15 protein-coding genes are annotated in these 13,704 nt (G+C 61.4%); 2 read left to right on the top strand and 13 right to left on the bottom strand.

The genetic code is table 11. The features are described from left to right. On the top strand, positions 1-304 hold a 304-nt coding region (locus ACFCU0_RS13035; protein ID WP_434974116.1), incomplete at its 5' end, for a hypothetical protein. A gap of 55 nt (positions 305-359) precedes the next feature. Continuing rightward, complete coding sequence (locus tag ACFCU0_RS13030; RefSeq protein WP_434974115.1) at positions 360-917, top strand: hypothetical protein; 558 nt, start codon at positions 360-362, stop codon at positions 915-917. A 12-nt stretch (positions 918-929) separates the two neighbouring features. Here ACFCU0_RS13030 and ruvA read toward each other — a convergent pair whose 3' ends face one another. The 13 genes from ruvA to ACFCU0_RS12965 all read right to left on the bottom strand — a co-directional run. Next, complete coding sequence (gene ruvA, locus ACFCU0_RS13025; RefSeq protein ID WP_434974114.1) at positions 930-1,538, bottom strand: Holliday junction branch migration protein RuvA; 609 nt, start codon at positions 1,536-1,538, stop codon at positions 930-932. Between the two features lie 273 nt (positions 1,539-1,811). Beyond that, on the bottom strand, positions 1,812-3,188 hold the full coding sequence (locus tag ACFCU0_RS13020; RefSeq protein ID WP_434974113.1) for a TrpB-like pyridoxal phosphate-dependent enzyme: 1,377 nt from the start codon (positions 3,186-3,188) through the stop codon (positions 1,812-1,814). A 239-nt stretch (positions 3,189-3,427) separates the two neighbouring features. Next, positions 3,428-5,167: a 2Fe-2S iron-sulfur cluster-binding protein gene (locus tag ACFCU0_RS13015; RefSeq protein WP_434974112.1), complete on the bottom strand. Its 1,740-nt coding sequence runs from the start codon at positions 5,165-5,167 to the stop codon at positions 3,428-3,430. A gap of 179 nt (positions 5,168-5,346) precedes the next feature. Then, the gene (locus ACFCU0_RS13010; RefSeq protein WP_434974111.1) at positions 5,347-5,856 is read right to left on the bottom strand and encodes a DUF4920 domain-containing protein; all 510 of its coding nucleotides are present in this window, start codon (positions 5,854-5,856) and stop codon (positions 5,347-5,349) included. 70 nt (positions 5,857-5,926) lie between these two features. Continuing rightward, positions 5,927-6,373 (bottom strand): hypothetical protein, encoded by a 447-nt coding sequence (locus ACFCU0_RS13005; RefSeq protein WP_434974110.1) that lies wholly within the window; start codon positions 6,371-6,373, stop codon positions 5,927-5,929. A gap of 41 nt (positions 6,374-6,414) precedes the next feature. Further along, positions 6,415-7,773 (bottom strand): NADH-quinone oxidoreductase subunit NuoF, encoded by a 1,359-nt coding sequence (gene nuoF / locus ACFCU0_RS13000; RefSeq protein ID WP_434974109.1) that lies wholly within the window; start codon positions 7,771-7,773, stop codon positions 6,415-6,417. A 76-nt stretch (positions 7,774-7,849) separates the two neighbouring features. Beyond that, on the bottom strand, positions 7,850-8,287 hold the full coding sequence (locus tag ACFCU0_RS12995; RefSeq protein ID WP_434974108.1) for a hypothetical protein: 438 nt from the start codon (positions 8,285-8,287) through the stop codon (positions 7,850-7,852). Between the two features lie 40 nt (positions 8,288-8,327). Beyond that, positions 8,328-9,005, bottom strand: coding sequence for an NADH-quinone oxidoreductase subunit NuoE (nuoE, locus tag ACFCU0_RS12990; RefSeq protein ID WP_434974107.1), 678 nt, complete (start codon positions 9,003-9,005; stop codon positions 8,328-8,330). Positions 9,006-9,113: 108 nt separating this feature from the next. After that, positions 9,114-10,460: an NADH dehydrogenase (quinone) subunit D gene (gene nuoD, locus ACFCU0_RS12985; RefSeq protein ID WP_434974106.1), complete on the bottom strand. Its 1,347-nt coding sequence runs from the start codon at positions 10,458-10,460 to the stop codon at positions 9,114-9,116. Positions 10,461-10,520: 60 nt separating this feature from the next. Beyond that, positions 10,521-11,243: an NADH-quinone oxidoreductase subunit C gene (locus ACFCU0_RS12980; protein WP_434974105.1), complete on the bottom strand. Its 723-nt coding sequence runs from the start codon at positions 11,241-11,243 to the stop codon at positions 10,521-10,523. Positions 11,244-11,302: 59 nt separating this feature from the next. Further along, positions 11,303-11,950, bottom strand: coding sequence for an NADH-quinone oxidoreductase subunit B (locus ACFCU0_RS12975; RefSeq protein WP_434974104.1), 648 nt, complete (start codon positions 11,948-11,950; stop codon positions 11,303-11,305). Positions 11,951-12,280: 330 nt separating this feature from the next. Further along, positions 12,281-12,655 (bottom strand): NADH-quinone oxidoreductase subunit A, encoded by a 375-nt coding sequence (locus ACFCU0_RS12970; RefSeq protein ID WP_434974103.1) that lies wholly within the window; start codon positions 12,653-12,655, stop codon positions 12,281-12,283. A 567-nt stretch (positions 12,656-13,222) separates the two neighbouring features. Next, the coding region (locus tag ACFCU0_RS12965) for a TonB-dependent receptor domain-containing protein (protein WP_434974102.1) at positions 13,223-13,704 on the bottom strand (482 nt) is incomplete at its 5' end.

Raw genomic sequence — 13,704 nt, 5'->3', positions numbered from 1 at the left:
TGTCGATGTCACGCCCATTGAATTCAGACGACATCGATTGACTTTTGGCCTTGGCCTGGCGAATCGAGCCCGGTGGGAGAAACGCGCCCTGGCATGGCAGCGACGCATCCAAAATGGTGTTGTCATCGACGACAGGGTTATATACGACGAAACGCGCTCTGTAGACACCGGCGCGATGGTAACCGCGATGTACAGCGTGCGGCTTTCCCGCTCGTTTCGTGTGGGCGCGTACATGCAAGGATACACATACGACGAGGGCACCAGCGTTTTTCACTTTGGAATGCAGACGTTCATCGCCCTCTGATTGGACGACCGTTACGCCAACGCATACCCCATCGAACTCACGAATTGATGCAGCCATGCGTATCCCGTCCCTCACTTGTGCCCTCCTCATTCTCTTCCTTCTCACGCCTCGGCCGGATGCGTACGCTCAGCCGGACAAGGCGGGAATGTGGCAGATAGAAGGAAGTGCCGGATTCTTTTCGCCTGACGCCGACGTATCGGGGCCAGGCCACATCGTATCCGTGGCGATCGGTCGCCACCTGTCGACAGGTTTCCTGGTCAGTGGACAGGTGGGCATCGCACACACCTCTGACCGATACCGGATGGATGACCTTTTCCTCCCGGGCGGCCAGTTCTACTCGACCCACTACATTTTCCATCTGCGAATTCAATACCCGGTCACGCTGGGTACCCGGCACCGCATCGGGCTGAACAGTGGTATCATGTATCGGAAGTATTACCGGACCTACCTCGGAGAAGACACAGGATCAGATTACGGCGGACTGCTGGCAGGACTACAGTACGGGATTGATCTCCGCCCGCTTCTCGTCGGCGTGCGAATGGACTCGCACTTCCGGTACGACGACGGGTTTGGAGACTACACGATTGCCCCCTTCGTCGCCCTCGAAATGTAAGCACGGAGAGCGTCAGGAGGACCCTTCCCGCAGGGCGCGCCGAACCAGGTCGTCCGCCGACTGGACCGCCGGGTCGTCGCGCAGAACAGTACGGATCGCACGTTCTGCATCGGCGCGGCTGAACCCGAGTTCACGCAGCGCCTCGAGCGCATCCGCCCGGGCACTTGCACGGGCTTCCGACCCGCCGGTCAGCGGGGCGCTGCCGTCGAACACATCGAGGTCTTCGAAGCGGTCTCGCAGCTCGACAATGAGACGATCTGCCGTCTTACGCCCGACGCCTGAGATCTCCGTCAATCGGCTGGAGTCGCCCTCCACCACATGATCACGCAGTTCGGTCGGCGTCATGGCGGATAGCGCGGACAGCGCCAACTTCGGGCCCACGCGCGACACTCCCAGCATGGTCTCGAAGACCGCCTGTTCGGCCGTTGAACCGAACCCGTAGAGCGCCTCAGCATCTTCGCGCAGGTAATGATACGTATGCAGTTTAACGTCTTCGCCTGTCTTCGGGAGGGAGTCGTACGTCGAGGTCGGGATGTGAACGAAATATCCGATCCCGTTCACGTCGATAATAACAGATTCCGTTTTTTTCTCGACAAGGGTGCCGGATACGTAGGCGATCATGTGGGAGAAGAGTCAGGAAGAACGGTTCGAGGTACAGACCGGCGCGTCTGTTCGTGATCACACCTACGGGCCGGAGACGCCCTCGTTGCCTGCTTAACGAACATGGCCACTGAACATGGCGTCGTGAGCAGGGATGAGCAGTCCCCTCACAGGTCACGCCACACCCCTCTCGGGAGCCGCCGGGTCACCGTGGCAGCGGCCACAGACGTACGACAGCGCCTGCTACCGGCCCGGCAACAGGCGCCATCCCATCGAGGGTGCCGCTTCGTCCGGCTACATGGACACGGAGGGCAGGTCAGCCAGCGATTTGTTGACCTCTTCCTCGGGGTACTCGTAGTCCTCGAGGCGCCCCTCCCGGTAGTCTTCGTATGCGGCAAGGTCGAAGTGGCCGTGCCCGCAGAGGTTGAACACGATCGTTTTCTCCTCCCCGGCCTCTTTCGCCTTCAACGCTTCCTGGCGAGCGCCCCAGACGGCGTGGCCCGCCTCCGGTGCTGGCAGAATCCCCTCACAGCGAACGAACTGCTCACAGGCGTCAAACATCGGCATCTGCGGCGTACTAATCGCCTCCACGACGCCGGAATGGACCAGCGCACTTACCTGTGGGCTCATCCCATGGTAGCGGAGACCGCCCGAGTGAATGGGGGGCGGCACGAATTCGTGCCCGAGGGTGTGCATGCGAACCATCGGCGTCATCCGGGCGGTGTCCCCGTAGTCGTACGCGTAGTGACCCTTCGTGAGGGTGGGCGTCGCCGACGGCTCAACGGCGACGATGCGCGGCTTCTCTCGTCCGTCCACGTGCTGCTCAAGAAAGGGATACACGAACCCGGCAAAGTTGCTTCCCCCGCCCGTACATCCAACAAGCACATCCGGCCAACCTGCACCAGCTATCTCAAGCTGCTTCAAGACCTCCTGCCCGATGACGGTCTGGTGCAAGAGCACATGATTAAGCACGCTGCCGAGGGCGTATTTCGTATTCGGGTCCTGCACGGCCTTCTCCACGGCCTCGCTGATGGCGATGCCGAGGCTTCCGGTGGTGTCAGGATCGCGTGCCAGCACGTCACGCCCGGCCTGGGTCTTGTCGCTCGGACTCGGGGTGACGGATGCACCCCACGTCTGCATCATGACGCGGCGATACGGCTTCTGCTCGTAGCTGACTTTCACCATGTATACCTCGCACTCAATGCCGAGCATCTGCGTGGCAAAGCTCAGCGCGCTGCCCCACTGTCCTGCCCCGGTTTCCGTAGTGAGGCGTTTTACACCGGCCTCCTTGTTGTAATACGCCTGAGGTACGGACGTATTCGGCTTGTGCGAGCCGGTCGGACTCGTGCCCTCGTACTTGTAGAAGATCTTCGCGGGGGTGTCCAGCTCCTTCTCCCAGCGGTGTGCGCGATACAGAGGTGTTGGACGCCAGAGCCGATACACGTCTCGCACGGCTTCCGGAATCTCGATGTGCCGCTGCGTTCCCATCTCCTGTTCGATCAGCGCCTCCGGAAACAACGGGGCCAGGTCATCTGGAGTCACCGGCTCGTGGGTCTTCGGATTCAGTACGGGCCCCATGTCCAATCCCAGCGCCTCTGCATCGGCGTTCAGGTTGTACCAGTGCGTCGACAGCTCGGACTCGTCGAGGAGAAACTTTGTCTGCTTTGACATTACGCGGGGACATAATCAAACGGTCAGGAGAAACGCAGTATGGAAGGTCCATGTCGACGCCTGGGAAAGCAATCCGGAAGCGTGACGGTCCCGGGATGTTTTCCGAAGCATGGGCCGCAGCGCTGAACGAACGTCGATACAAAAAACGCCTGCTGCCAAAGGGCAACAGGCGCCTGGATTCCGCCATGCGTCGTGACCGAGGAGCCACTTCGCATTTCGAATTTCGACCTTCCAACTTGTTACGCCGTTTGTCCGGCCTCCACGTCCTCGAGCTGGACCCCCTGGAGGCCCATCGCTTTGTACGTGGCCCCCTTGAAGGCGGGGTTGGTCGACTGCAGTTCGTCCATGATTTGCTTCGGACCCTTCTCGTAGTCCATTGAAGACCCGACGCGCCGCGCGATCTCGGGTAGGCTTTCCCAGCCGGGCTTGCAGTTAACCCGGTTGCTTTCGTTGTGCCAGCGGTCGAACGGCGTACCGTGCTCATCTTCGCGGCTCTTACCCATCTCCATCATGAGCGTGCGATTGACGCCCTGGATCTCTTTCGCGGGGCGTACACGCTGAGCGCGGCCGGTCTGGTTGATGTAGGTCCCGACGGTTTCCACGACCATCGCCGCGGGGATGGCAACATCCGATGCCGGCAGCGTATCGTTGTCGGTGTTGTAGTAGTGCAAAATGATGTCCGTGTCCGCCAGATCATCGGCGGTGCAGAGACCGGCAGCGACGGGATCGTCTTCCAGCACGTAGATTACGTCGTAGTCGCCGTTGGCGATCTGCGCGCCGAGCAGGTCGTGGTCGACGGCCGACATGCCGAGTCGCTCACATCCCTGCGCGTTCGGCGTCTTGTCGTCGGTGATGAGCCATCCGTCGCCGGCTCCTTCTTCGACGTGCGGGATGTACTGCGGCGTGTCGGTGCCGAGGGCCTCGGCCAGCTGCGTCAGCAGGTAGTTGTCCTCAACGGTGGCGTTGGCGGATCCGAGGAGAAGCGTCCGGTCCGGATCGGCCTGTCCGAGCAGGGCGGCCGATCGCGCGTACGCCTGCGTCCATGAAGCGGAGGTGAGCTCACCGTCGCGCCGAACCTCCGGCCCGTCCGGGCGGTGTTCGTTAAAGCGGTCGTAAACGAGACGATCTTCGTCCGGCAGCCAGTATTCGTTCACGTTCAGGTTCTGGCGCGGCGTGATGCGCAGGACGAGGTTGTCGCGAACCCAGTAGTGGCAGTTTGCCCCCGTCGCATTCGTGGTCACGATCGACGGCGTGGAGCTCATTTCCCAGATCCGCGCCTTGAACCGGAAGTCCGTCGCCGTAAGCGCTCCGACGGGACAGATATCGATCGTGTTCATCGAGTAGGCGTCGTCGAAGTCTTCACCGGGAGCGGTGATCGGGTAGTTCTTAACTCCACGCTGGTTGATCGTAAGCTGTCCCGAGCCCGAGATCTCGTCTGTGAAGCGGGTGCAGCGGGTGCAGTTGATGCAGCGCTCGGCATCGAGCGTAACGCGCGGGCCCAGCTTCACGCGCTTCGGCTTGTGCACCTTACGGAATTCGAAACGTGAGCCTTCCGGGCCGTACTTGTACGCTTGAATCTGCAGCGGGCAGTGCCCGGCCTGATCGCAGATGGGGCAGTCGAGCGGGTGGTTGATCAGGAGAAACTCCAGCGTGTCCTTCTGCGCCTCCTCCACCTCCTCGCTCCCACGCTGCGTCTTGACCACCATGCCATCCTGTACGTCCACCGTACAGCTGGCCTGCATCTTGGGGAAAAACTGGATCACCGGGTCGCCGTTATCGTCCGTTTCGACCTCTCCGGTCGCACGGTCCTTTTTCGGCATGCCGACCTTGACCAGGCACTGTCGACAGTTCGCCGGAATCGACATCGCCGGGTGGTAGCAGAAGTGCGGCAGCTCGATGCCCTGATCCAGACAGAACTGGAGGAGCTTGTGCTCCCCTTCGTACTCGTACGTCGTTCCGTCGATGGTTACGGTAGGCATAGTCGGTCCAGTCGGTTCGTTGTGCCGGGACGATGCCCCAGCCGGGTCGATAAGGTGGGATACAGTAACGTACGACAGAGTCGGTCTAACGCTCCACCGATTCGTTACGGATTCAAAGGATGTTCCGTTTTACCGTTGCAAACCAGCGGTGTCGGCAGGGGCCGTTCGGGCGCGCCACATCACGGCGTCGAAGCGGCGAGGGCGATTCCGGCGGCTGCAATCTGCACGTCGAGGGTGTCCGGCCGCTCGGCCCCATCGCCGGCGTAGTGGTCACGCTCTTCGTTCGATAGCGCACGGAGGCGAACCGTCCCCTGCACCGTCGCTTCCCCCTCTGCGTCCAGCGGTACGGTGAAGGCGTAGCCGCTGTCCGTCCGCGGCACCATAACGCGCACGGGTCGCGTGTCGCCCGCGTCCAATGCCAGCCAGCATCCTTTTTTCTGGCAGACCTGCGTAATCCGGCCGCTCACAGTTACTGTCCGACCGTCGTGTGCTGCCGGATCGTCGGCGAGCGTCTCGACAGGCACCGCCTCGTCCGTCGAAATCTCCTGACCAAACGTTTGAACCCTGGACGTTTGAACCTCCGCACTGGAGTCGGATGGGTCGGTGGCAGAGGGCTCGCTGCGGCAGGCACCCAGAAGGGCGGCGACCGCGAGCGTTAGCGAAACGAGGACAAGCGCGCGATGAAGCATGGGGCAGTCTGGCCGGGCGTGAACATGGATACGAGGTCGGTGCGAAACGCAGCACAACGGGACCGGGGTGTCAGGCGTGCTCCGCTTCCAATGTCGACGCGTGGTCCGCCGCGTCAGATGTCGCCTTTTGCTCCTCTATCTCGTCCAACAAGTCGTACAGTTGGCGGCGCCGGACGTAATTCATGAGTGTCGAAATCCGATACGTCCCACCGGCGATCGCCACAACACCAGCGACGACGAGCGCAATCTCAGGCATAGCTCCATTCCAGGCCGCAATCTCGAAGAACGGGAGGAGCATCAAAAACGGCCCCGTGACGATACCGAAGATCATGCTCCAGTACTTCCAGGCCGCATTCGCAAGCTCATCGCGGCGCCTCTCGACCCATTCCGGCGAGAGTCCCGCCTCTCGTTCTTGAGCGCGATCGTACCGCGTATGATTCGTGTCGTGCAGCGCGCGATCGAACTCGCCCAGATCGCCCAGGCGGTCGATCAAGAGACGGCGGGTCGCATCGCTCATGACCAATCCGGGCTCATAGAGACAGAATCGAGAAGGGATGCCTACGTTGCCGGCGCCGCGCTTTCAACCCCGGACGACGTCTTGGAGCTTACCGGGTGAACCGACGCCTTGCACTTCGCTTCGAACTCGTCGCGGAAGCGTTTGAGCGTGTACTGTACCGGCCAGGCCGCCGCGTCGGCGAACGCGCAGATCGTCCGGCCTTCCATTTGATCGCAGAGATCGAGCAGCAGATCGAGGTCGCGCATCTGACCTTCGCCCTCGTCGATCCGCGTGACGATGTTCTCGAGCCAGCCCGTCCCCTCGCGACACGGGGTGCACTGACCACAGCTTTCGTGTGAGTAGAAGTGCGTGACCCGCCGCAGGTAGGACACCATGTCGGTGTCTTCGTCGAGGACCAGCATACCGGCGGTCCCCATCATGGAGCCCGCCTCGCGAAGACTCTCGGCATCCATCGTGACCCCGTCGCACTGGTCCGCGCGGAGCGGAGGCGTGGAGCTTCCGCCGGGCACGAGCGCCTTGAACTTCTTGCCGTCCCGCATGCCTCCGCAGACCTCGTCGATCAGGTCGGAGATCAGCATTCCGGTTGGGTATTCGTACACGCCCGGGCGGTTCACGTGGCCGCTGATGCCGTAGAGTACGGGCCCGGGATGCTTCTCCGCACCCGTGTTCGCAAACCAGTCAGCGCCCTTCTCGATGATGAGGGGCACACAGGCGAGCGTCTCGACGTTGTTGATGGTCGTTGGCTGGCTCCAGGCACCGACCTGGGCGGGAAATGGAGGCTTGTAGCGTGGGTAGCCGCGCTTGCCCTCGAGCGAGTTCAAAAGGCTGGTTTCCTCCCCGCAGATGTAGGCACCGGCCCCTTTGTGGATGACGATGTCCATGGAGAAGTCGGTCCCCATGATGTTCTCGCCCACGAGGTTCTGCTCGTAGAGCTTCTCCAGCTCTTTCTCCATGTGCTTGATCCAGTCCGCGTACTCGCCACGAACGTAGACGTAGCATGCGTCGATCGACATGGCGTAGCCCGCGATCAGAATACCCTCAAACATGAGGTGCGGGTTGTACTCCATCAGCTGCCGGTCCTTGAAGGTCCCCGGCTCACTTTCGTCGGCATTGCAGGCCAGATACCGGGGGCGATCGTCCGGCTCCGGCATAAAGCTCCACTTCATGCCCGTGGAAAAGCCGGCGCCGCCACGACCGCGCAGACCGGACTCTTTCACCGCATTGGTGACATCCCCCGGTTCGATGTTCTTGGTCTCGAGGACCTTGCGGAGGGACTCGTATCCGCCCTCATCCTTGTAGACCTCCAGCCTATGCAGATCGCGGACAGGCGGAAGGAGGACGCGCTCGTAGTTGCGCCAGTCCCCCGCTTTGGATGTTGGACTCCCGTTGGTAGCTTCCATGGGATACAATTAAATCTCGGTCGGGAATGTCGGAAAGGGGTATCGGTAGCTCGTCGCGGCCGCCTGGGTGGCCGCATCAGGCGTCATCGACCGCCATCGTGTCGTCGGACGGAAGATCCGCCAGGGCGCGGTAGCAGAGCCGTTTCGTTCGCCAGTCCACGTACACGTACGCGGCAATGGTCATGTGGATGGCCGCCACCGCGCAGGCCGCGGCGATCACGCCGATCAGCTCGATGGGTTCGAGGTTGTCTACCCGACGGAAAAACTCGTACAGCCCGGCGGTCGGCAGCACAACGGACATCACCGTCATGATCGCCCCGAGGGCGTAGACGTACGACTTGCTATCCTCGAGCGAGCGGAGTAGCCGGCGCGCATACGGCGCGTCGCCGTTCCGGAGGCGCTCACCCTTTTCATCATCCGCCCCCAGCGCGTCGACGAGCGTCTCTCGCGCGGATGCCGCGGACGCAGCGGTCGGTGTCCGCGTCGAAACGGAGGAATCGTCGGATGTAGCCATGGGGCGCCGGTGTCGAAGATGACCGTCGTCGCGAGGATCACTACTTGATCGTCTTCGAACGCGGTTGCGTCTTGTAGGTGTCCGTCGTTTCGGCGTCGGACCGGCGATTTCCGCCCATTTCGTCCTCGTCCTGGGGCAGCGTCACCGATGTAAACTTCGGAATCTCGCCCTTCTTCAGGTTCTCCAGCAGGTCGTCCACCTTCTCTTTGGTGAGGTTGTGAACGTACGGGCCGTTGGTGACCTGCATCATCGGGGCCGAGCCGCAGCAGCCGAGGCACTCCACCTCCTGAAGGGTGAACATGCCGTCCTCGGTGGTTTCGCCGGCATGAACGTCCAGCTGCTCCTCCAGGTAGTGCAGAATGTCGTACCCGCCAGTGAACTGGCAGGTGAAGCAGGTGCACACATCGAGCACGAATTTTCCCTGCTCCTCCTTGTAGTACTGCGTGTAAAACGTGGCGACGCCGTATGCCTTCGAAAACGGCATATCGAGCGTGTCGGCGCAGAGCTGGATCACCTCTGGAGGTAGAAAGCCGAACTTCTCCTGCGCCATCCAGAGCACGCTCATGATGGCCGCATCCGGCTCCGGATACTTCGCCTTGTACTGCTCGATCTGCTCTTTCTCCTTCTCCGTCCAGACGAGTTCATCGTCGGAAAAAACCGGATCGGGATCCTGGTCGGGCAGCTCGACCACCGGCCGTTGAATGTCGAATTGGCTCATGCTCCGTGTCGAATTTCGAGGTTCGAATGTCGTATGCGTCTCGTCGAATGGCTCGGGGTGCCGCGGCCGAGGATGCTCGACACTCGACACTCGCCACTCGAAATCGTGCTATTTGTCCGCTTCCCCCATCACCGGGTCGATCGAGCCGATGATCACAACGGTATCGGCGACCAGCGAGCCCTCCATGATGTACTCCATGCCCTGGAGATTCGTGAAGGACGGCGCGTTAATCCGCACCCGGAAGGGGCGACCCGTCCCGTCGCTCGTGAGGTAAAATCCGAGCTCGCCTTTCGGGCTTTCGACCGCGTGGTACGCATTGGCCCCTTTCGGCGCCTGCGTGCCCACGTCAGTGTACATGAAGTCGTGAATCATGCCCTCCATCGAGTAATACACCTCGTCTTTCGACGGGTAGGCCTGCTTGGCGTCGTCCGCACGAATCGGGCCCTCGGGCATGCGGTCGAGGCACTGCTCGATGATGCGGATGCTCTGCTCCATTTCCTCAAGCCGCAGGAAGTACCGGGCGAGGCAGTCGCCTTCATCCCGAATCGGGATGGTAAAGTCGACTTCATCGTATTTGAGGTAAGGCTCGAAGCGGCGCACGTCGTATTCGACGCCGGATCCGCGGAGGTTGGGTCCGGTCATGCCGAGCTCGATGGCCTCCTCTTTCGTGATACGGCCGACGTCCTTGTTTCGCTCGATCCAGATCCGGTTTCGATTCAGGAATTTCTGCCAGCTGGCCAGCTCCTCTCTGAAGCTGTCGCAGAAGGCGCGGATAAGTTCGAACGAGCGAGGGGTCAGATCGGAGGCCACGCCCCCGATCCGGGCGTGACTGACGGTGAAGCGCGCACCGGCGACCTCGTCGAAAATCGAGTAGATGTCCTCACGCTGCTGAAACGTCCAGAGGAAACCGGAGACCGCCCCGGCGTCCATGAGGCCGACGCCGAGCCAGAGGCAATGCGACGAGATGCGCGCCAGCTCGCACATGATCATGCGAATCCAGGCCGCGCGCTCTGGAATTTCGATCCCGGCCAGCTTCTCCACCGCAAGGCACCAGGCGACGTTGTTGGAGTAGGGCGAGAGGTAGTCCATGCGGTCGGTGTACGGCATGAACTCCTGGTACGTCTTCGACTCGGCCAGCTTCTCGATCCCGCGATGCAGGTAACCGATGTCGAGGACGGCCTTCTCGATGGTTTCGCCGTCCAGCTTGACGACGCAACGCAGCACACCATGCGTAGCCGGATGCTGCGGCCCCATGTTCAGGATCATCTCATTCTCCAGCGGGTCCTCTTCCGACCACTCGGTCGCAGGAACGCCGCCGTCGCCCTGCGCGGCACGCTTTTCTTCAATCCACGCGTGCTTCGCTTCAAGACGCTCGTAAATCTTCTCGTTGTGCTTCGGCCAGAAGCGAAACTTGTCGCCGAAGTCGAGACCGGGAAATTGTGGGGCCGTGGCCATGGGGGAATTGCGGTTCGCGTGTGGTTCATTACAACGTCGGAACGGAAGGCCGTCTCGACGTCATTCGATATCCGTGTCGTCGGTAAAGTCTGACTTCGGCTCCAGGTAGCTCTTGGTCGGTTTTGAGCCGTGCGCGGCGGCAAAGGGGTCCATCGTGAGCTCGCCCTCCGGCGTTTGTGGCGGAAGGGGCAGCGAGCCCGGGACGCCGAGCAGCGGGAATTCCTTCCGCAGCGGAAAGTATTCGAAGTCTTCCGGCATGTACATGCGGCGCAGATCCGGGTGGCCCTCGAACGTGATGCCGAGCATGTCGTAGGCCTCGCGCTCGTTCCAGTTTGCGGCGCGGTACACCGGGCTGACGCTCGGCACGCTGAGATCGTCTTCGTCAATCCGCACCTTCAGGCGGATTCGCTTATTGCGCTCCAGCGAGAGGATATTGTAGAACATCTCGTAGCGCTCGTCCTCGGTGAAGCGGTCGATGCCGCCGCAGTCCGCGAAGTAGGTGAAGCTCAGCTCTTCCCGGAGGAAGCGGCAGACCTCGCGGATTTTTTCCTTCTCCACGAAAACCGTGTCTTCCCCGGCGTACGACTCCACATTCCACACGACGTCGCCGAACTCCTCGACGAGGGCATCGATGACCTCGGGGATGCGGGTTGTCCCCTTGGCGTGGGGATTCGACTCCGAGTCTTCGGGACGGGCCTCATCCGTCGGCGTATAGTAAAACTTCAGCGCTTCGTGCTCGCGCTTCTCTTCTTTCGGCTGGGCGTTGCGTTCGTCGTCGCGCATGAGCAGGGGCGGGCGCGGATGGAAAAAGGGTTGGAAAGGGGGTACAGCAGCGCGTGGCGCTATGCCTTCACCGGAGTGGTCGCCGTATTGCTCGTCGCGTCTTCCGCTTTTGCGTTTGGCGCCTCCACGACGAAGTTCGGCGTTTTCGGCTTCTCGAGCTGCGCGGGGAACTTGCTGCTGTTCTCATGCACAATCGGCGCGCGCTCTACGAGCGGGCCGTCTGTGTAGTCCTGCAGCACGGAGTATTCGTTCCGGATCTTCTCCTGAATGTCCATCAGCGCGTGCAGGACGGATTCCGGGCGCGGCGGGCAGCCGGGGATGTACACGTCGACCGGCAGGAAGTTGTCGATTCCCTGCACGACGCCGTAGCACCGGTGCATGCCGCCGGTGGAGGCGCAGGCGCCCATCGCGATGCACCACTTCGGATCCGGCATCTGATCCCAGACGCGGCGGATGGCGTGGCTCATCTTGTAGGAGCACCAGCCGGCGACGATCATGAGGTCAGCCTGGCGCGGGGAAAACCGCATGGCCTCGCTCCCGAATCGGGCGGCGTCGTATTTCGGGCCGGCAAACGCCATCATCTCGATCGCGCAACAGGCCAGCCCCATAGGCATCGGCATCAGCGAATTCGAGCGCGCCCAGTTGAGCACCGCGTCAACGCGCGTGGTGAAAAAGCCCTCACCACCGGACGGAGTCATTCCAGCCATGGTATTATCTGCATTGGTGTAAAAAGTGACGCCTGTTCCATCCCGCCGCCAGGATCGTTGCGGCCGCACAGTATGGTGGTCAACCCGGCAGACGGGCCGGGCGAAGCGATCGCAAGGGTACGTGGCACGGAGACGGATGGAGAACGGCCGGGCAGACATCACCTGCAAGCGTACGTTCGACCCGTTCTTTCCAGGGACAGGTGGTATGGTTAACCGAGGGCCCCTGTTTCAGACGAGACAGAAACAAGACCGGGGATCACGCCCCGTTCGCGACGGCTTCTCTCCCCGTTTATCGAGCGAAAAACGCCCATCTCACGCGGATCCGGCGCCCTACTGCTCAAAGTCCAGTCCGCCCTTCTTGATGTCGTAGACCAGACCGATCAACAGAATCACGGTGAAGATGGTTACGACAACCATCACGCCAAAGGCCGCGCCTCCCTCGATGAAGTCATGGAAACTGACCGCCCAGGGATACATGAACACGACCTCCACGTCGAACACGATGAAAATCATCGCCACGAGGTAAAACTTTACGGAGTACCGCTCTCGGGCACTTCCAATCGGGTCCATGCCGCTTTCGTACGGCGTCCGCTTGATGCGATTCGGCCGCTTGGGACCGATAAGCTCGGCCGCCTTTAGAAGCGTTAGCGCCAGCCCGGTGGCCAGCGCGATCATGATAAACAGCGGGATAAAGTCTCCAAACATGAGCCGGAGCGTGCGAAAAGCGGAAGGTCCGTCGGGGAACTGCCGTGGCGAGCCCCGTCACAGCCAGAGGCCGCAGCGGAGCCGCGTGCCCGAAAGACGGGCATGAGAGTAGCAGGTAACCATTGTACGTAACGCCCTCCACGGGTGCAAAAGGCGCGCCCGCCTGCATTCCGAAGAGCCAGTGAAATGGGGGATTGGGAATGCGAAAGGCGAAAGGCGAAGGGCGTCATCGTTCCGGCGTGATGCCCCCCGCAGCCTCCGGGATCGCGGTGGTTTGTCGTCGGCCGGACGTGGCCGATAAAACCGCGCCCTATACTTAGAGGCAGATTCGTACCTAAGCGACCCGATCGCCCACCGGAAAGGTCGTCGTCCTCACCCTCCCCCGGTAACCCCAACTCCCCAATCCCCAATCAGTAATTCCCGATCCGTAATTCCCAACGAATCAACGTTCTAACGTCGCAACCTAACGTAGGAACGCAAAAAGCCAGGCCCGACCGGGATACCCCCGACCGGACCTGGCAATCACTTCGGACTTCAACCTTCGCACTTCAACCTTCGCCCTTCGCATTAGAACGTATACTGCATCCGTCCGAAGACGGCTAGGCCCAGTTCCGGGGCGCCGGCGAACTCGCGGTGCTCGTTGTCGAGGATGTTCTTGCCGGTGATATCAACGCGAAGACCCGGAATGGACGTCAGTTTGTACCCGACGCGAGCATCGAGGAGGAAGTACGAGTCCACCTCACCGACGTACGGACCGGTTTCCACCGGAAAGCCTTCCACGTAGTTACCGGTCATCCCGAAGGAGAAGCCGCTGTCGAAGCGGTAGTCGAACCCGCTCTTCGCCTTGAACGCCGGTGCATTCAGCGCGAGGCTCAGCGACGTATTCGTCTCTTCCAGCTCCTCGTTGTCGAAGAAGTCGTCGCTCAGGATCGACGTGTTGGCAAACATCGACAATGCATCGGTCGCCTGAAGCGTGAGGGAGATGTCGATACCGTAGTACGACACCTCACCGAAGTTACGGTAGCTCAGGAAGCCGCCGACTTCGTTCG

The organism is Longibacter sp., assembly GCF_051155795.1.
In the GTDB taxonomy this organism is placed as follows: domain Bacteria; phylum Bacteroidota; class Rhodothermia; order Rhodothermales; family Salinibacteraceae; genus Longibacter.
Note: the sequence above shows the minus strand (reverse complement) of the source record. Positions and strands in the feature narration are given on the sequence as shown.

Excerpts from the sequence above, each read along its gene's own strand:
- ACFCU0_RS13030 (WP_434974115.1), top strand. The coding sequence starts at position 360 with ATGCGTATCCCGTCCCTCACTTGTGCCCTCCTCATTCTCTTCCTTCTC.
- ruvA (WP_434974114.1), bottom strand. The coding sequence starts at position 1,538 with ATGATCGCCTACGTATCCGGCACCCTTGTCGAGAAAAAAACGGAATCT.
- ACFCU0_RS13020 (WP_434974113.1), bottom strand. The coding sequence starts at position 3,188 with ATGTCAAAGCAGACAAAGTTTCTCCTCGACGAGTCCGAGCTGTCGACG.
- ACFCU0_RS13015 (WP_434974112.1), bottom strand. The coding sequence starts at position 5,167 with ATGCCTACCGTAACCATCGACGGAACGACGTACGAGTACGAAGGGGAG.
- ACFCU0_RS13010 (WP_434974111.1), bottom strand. The coding sequence starts at position 5,856 with ATGCTTCATCGCGCGCTTGTCCTCGTTTCGCTAACGCTCGCGGTCGCC.
- ACFCU0_RS13005 (WP_434974110.1), bottom strand. The coding sequence starts at position 6,373 with ATGAGCGATGCGACCCGCCGTCTCTTGATCGACCGCCTGGGCGATCTG.
- nuoF (WP_434974109.1), bottom strand. The coding sequence starts at position 7,773 with ATGGAAGCTACCAACGGGAGTCCAACATCCAAAGCGGGGGACTGGCGC.
- ACFCU0_RS12995 (WP_434974108.1), bottom strand. The coding sequence starts at position 8,287 with ATGGCTACATCCGACGATTCCTCCGTTTCGACGCGGACACCGACCGCT.
- nuoE (WP_434974107.1), bottom strand. The coding sequence starts at position 9,005 with ATGAGCCAATTCGACATTCAACGGCCGGTGGTCGAGCTGCCCGACCAG.
- nuoD (WP_434974106.1), bottom strand. The coding sequence starts at position 10,460 with ATGGCCACGGCCCCACAATTTCCCGGTCTCGACTTCGGCGACAAGTTT.
- ACFCU0_RS12980 (WP_434974105.1), bottom strand. The coding sequence starts at position 11,243 with ATGCGCGACGACGAACGCAACGCCCAGCCGAAAGAAGAGAAGCGCGAG.
- ACFCU0_RS12975 (WP_434974104.1), bottom strand. The coding sequence starts at position 11,950 with ATGGCTGGAATGACTCCGTCCGGTGGTGAGGGCTTTTTCACCACGCGC.
- ACFCU0_RS12970 (WP_434974103.1), bottom strand. The coding sequence starts at position 12,655 with ATGTTTGGAGACTTTATCCCGCTGTTTATCATGATCGCGCTGGCCACC.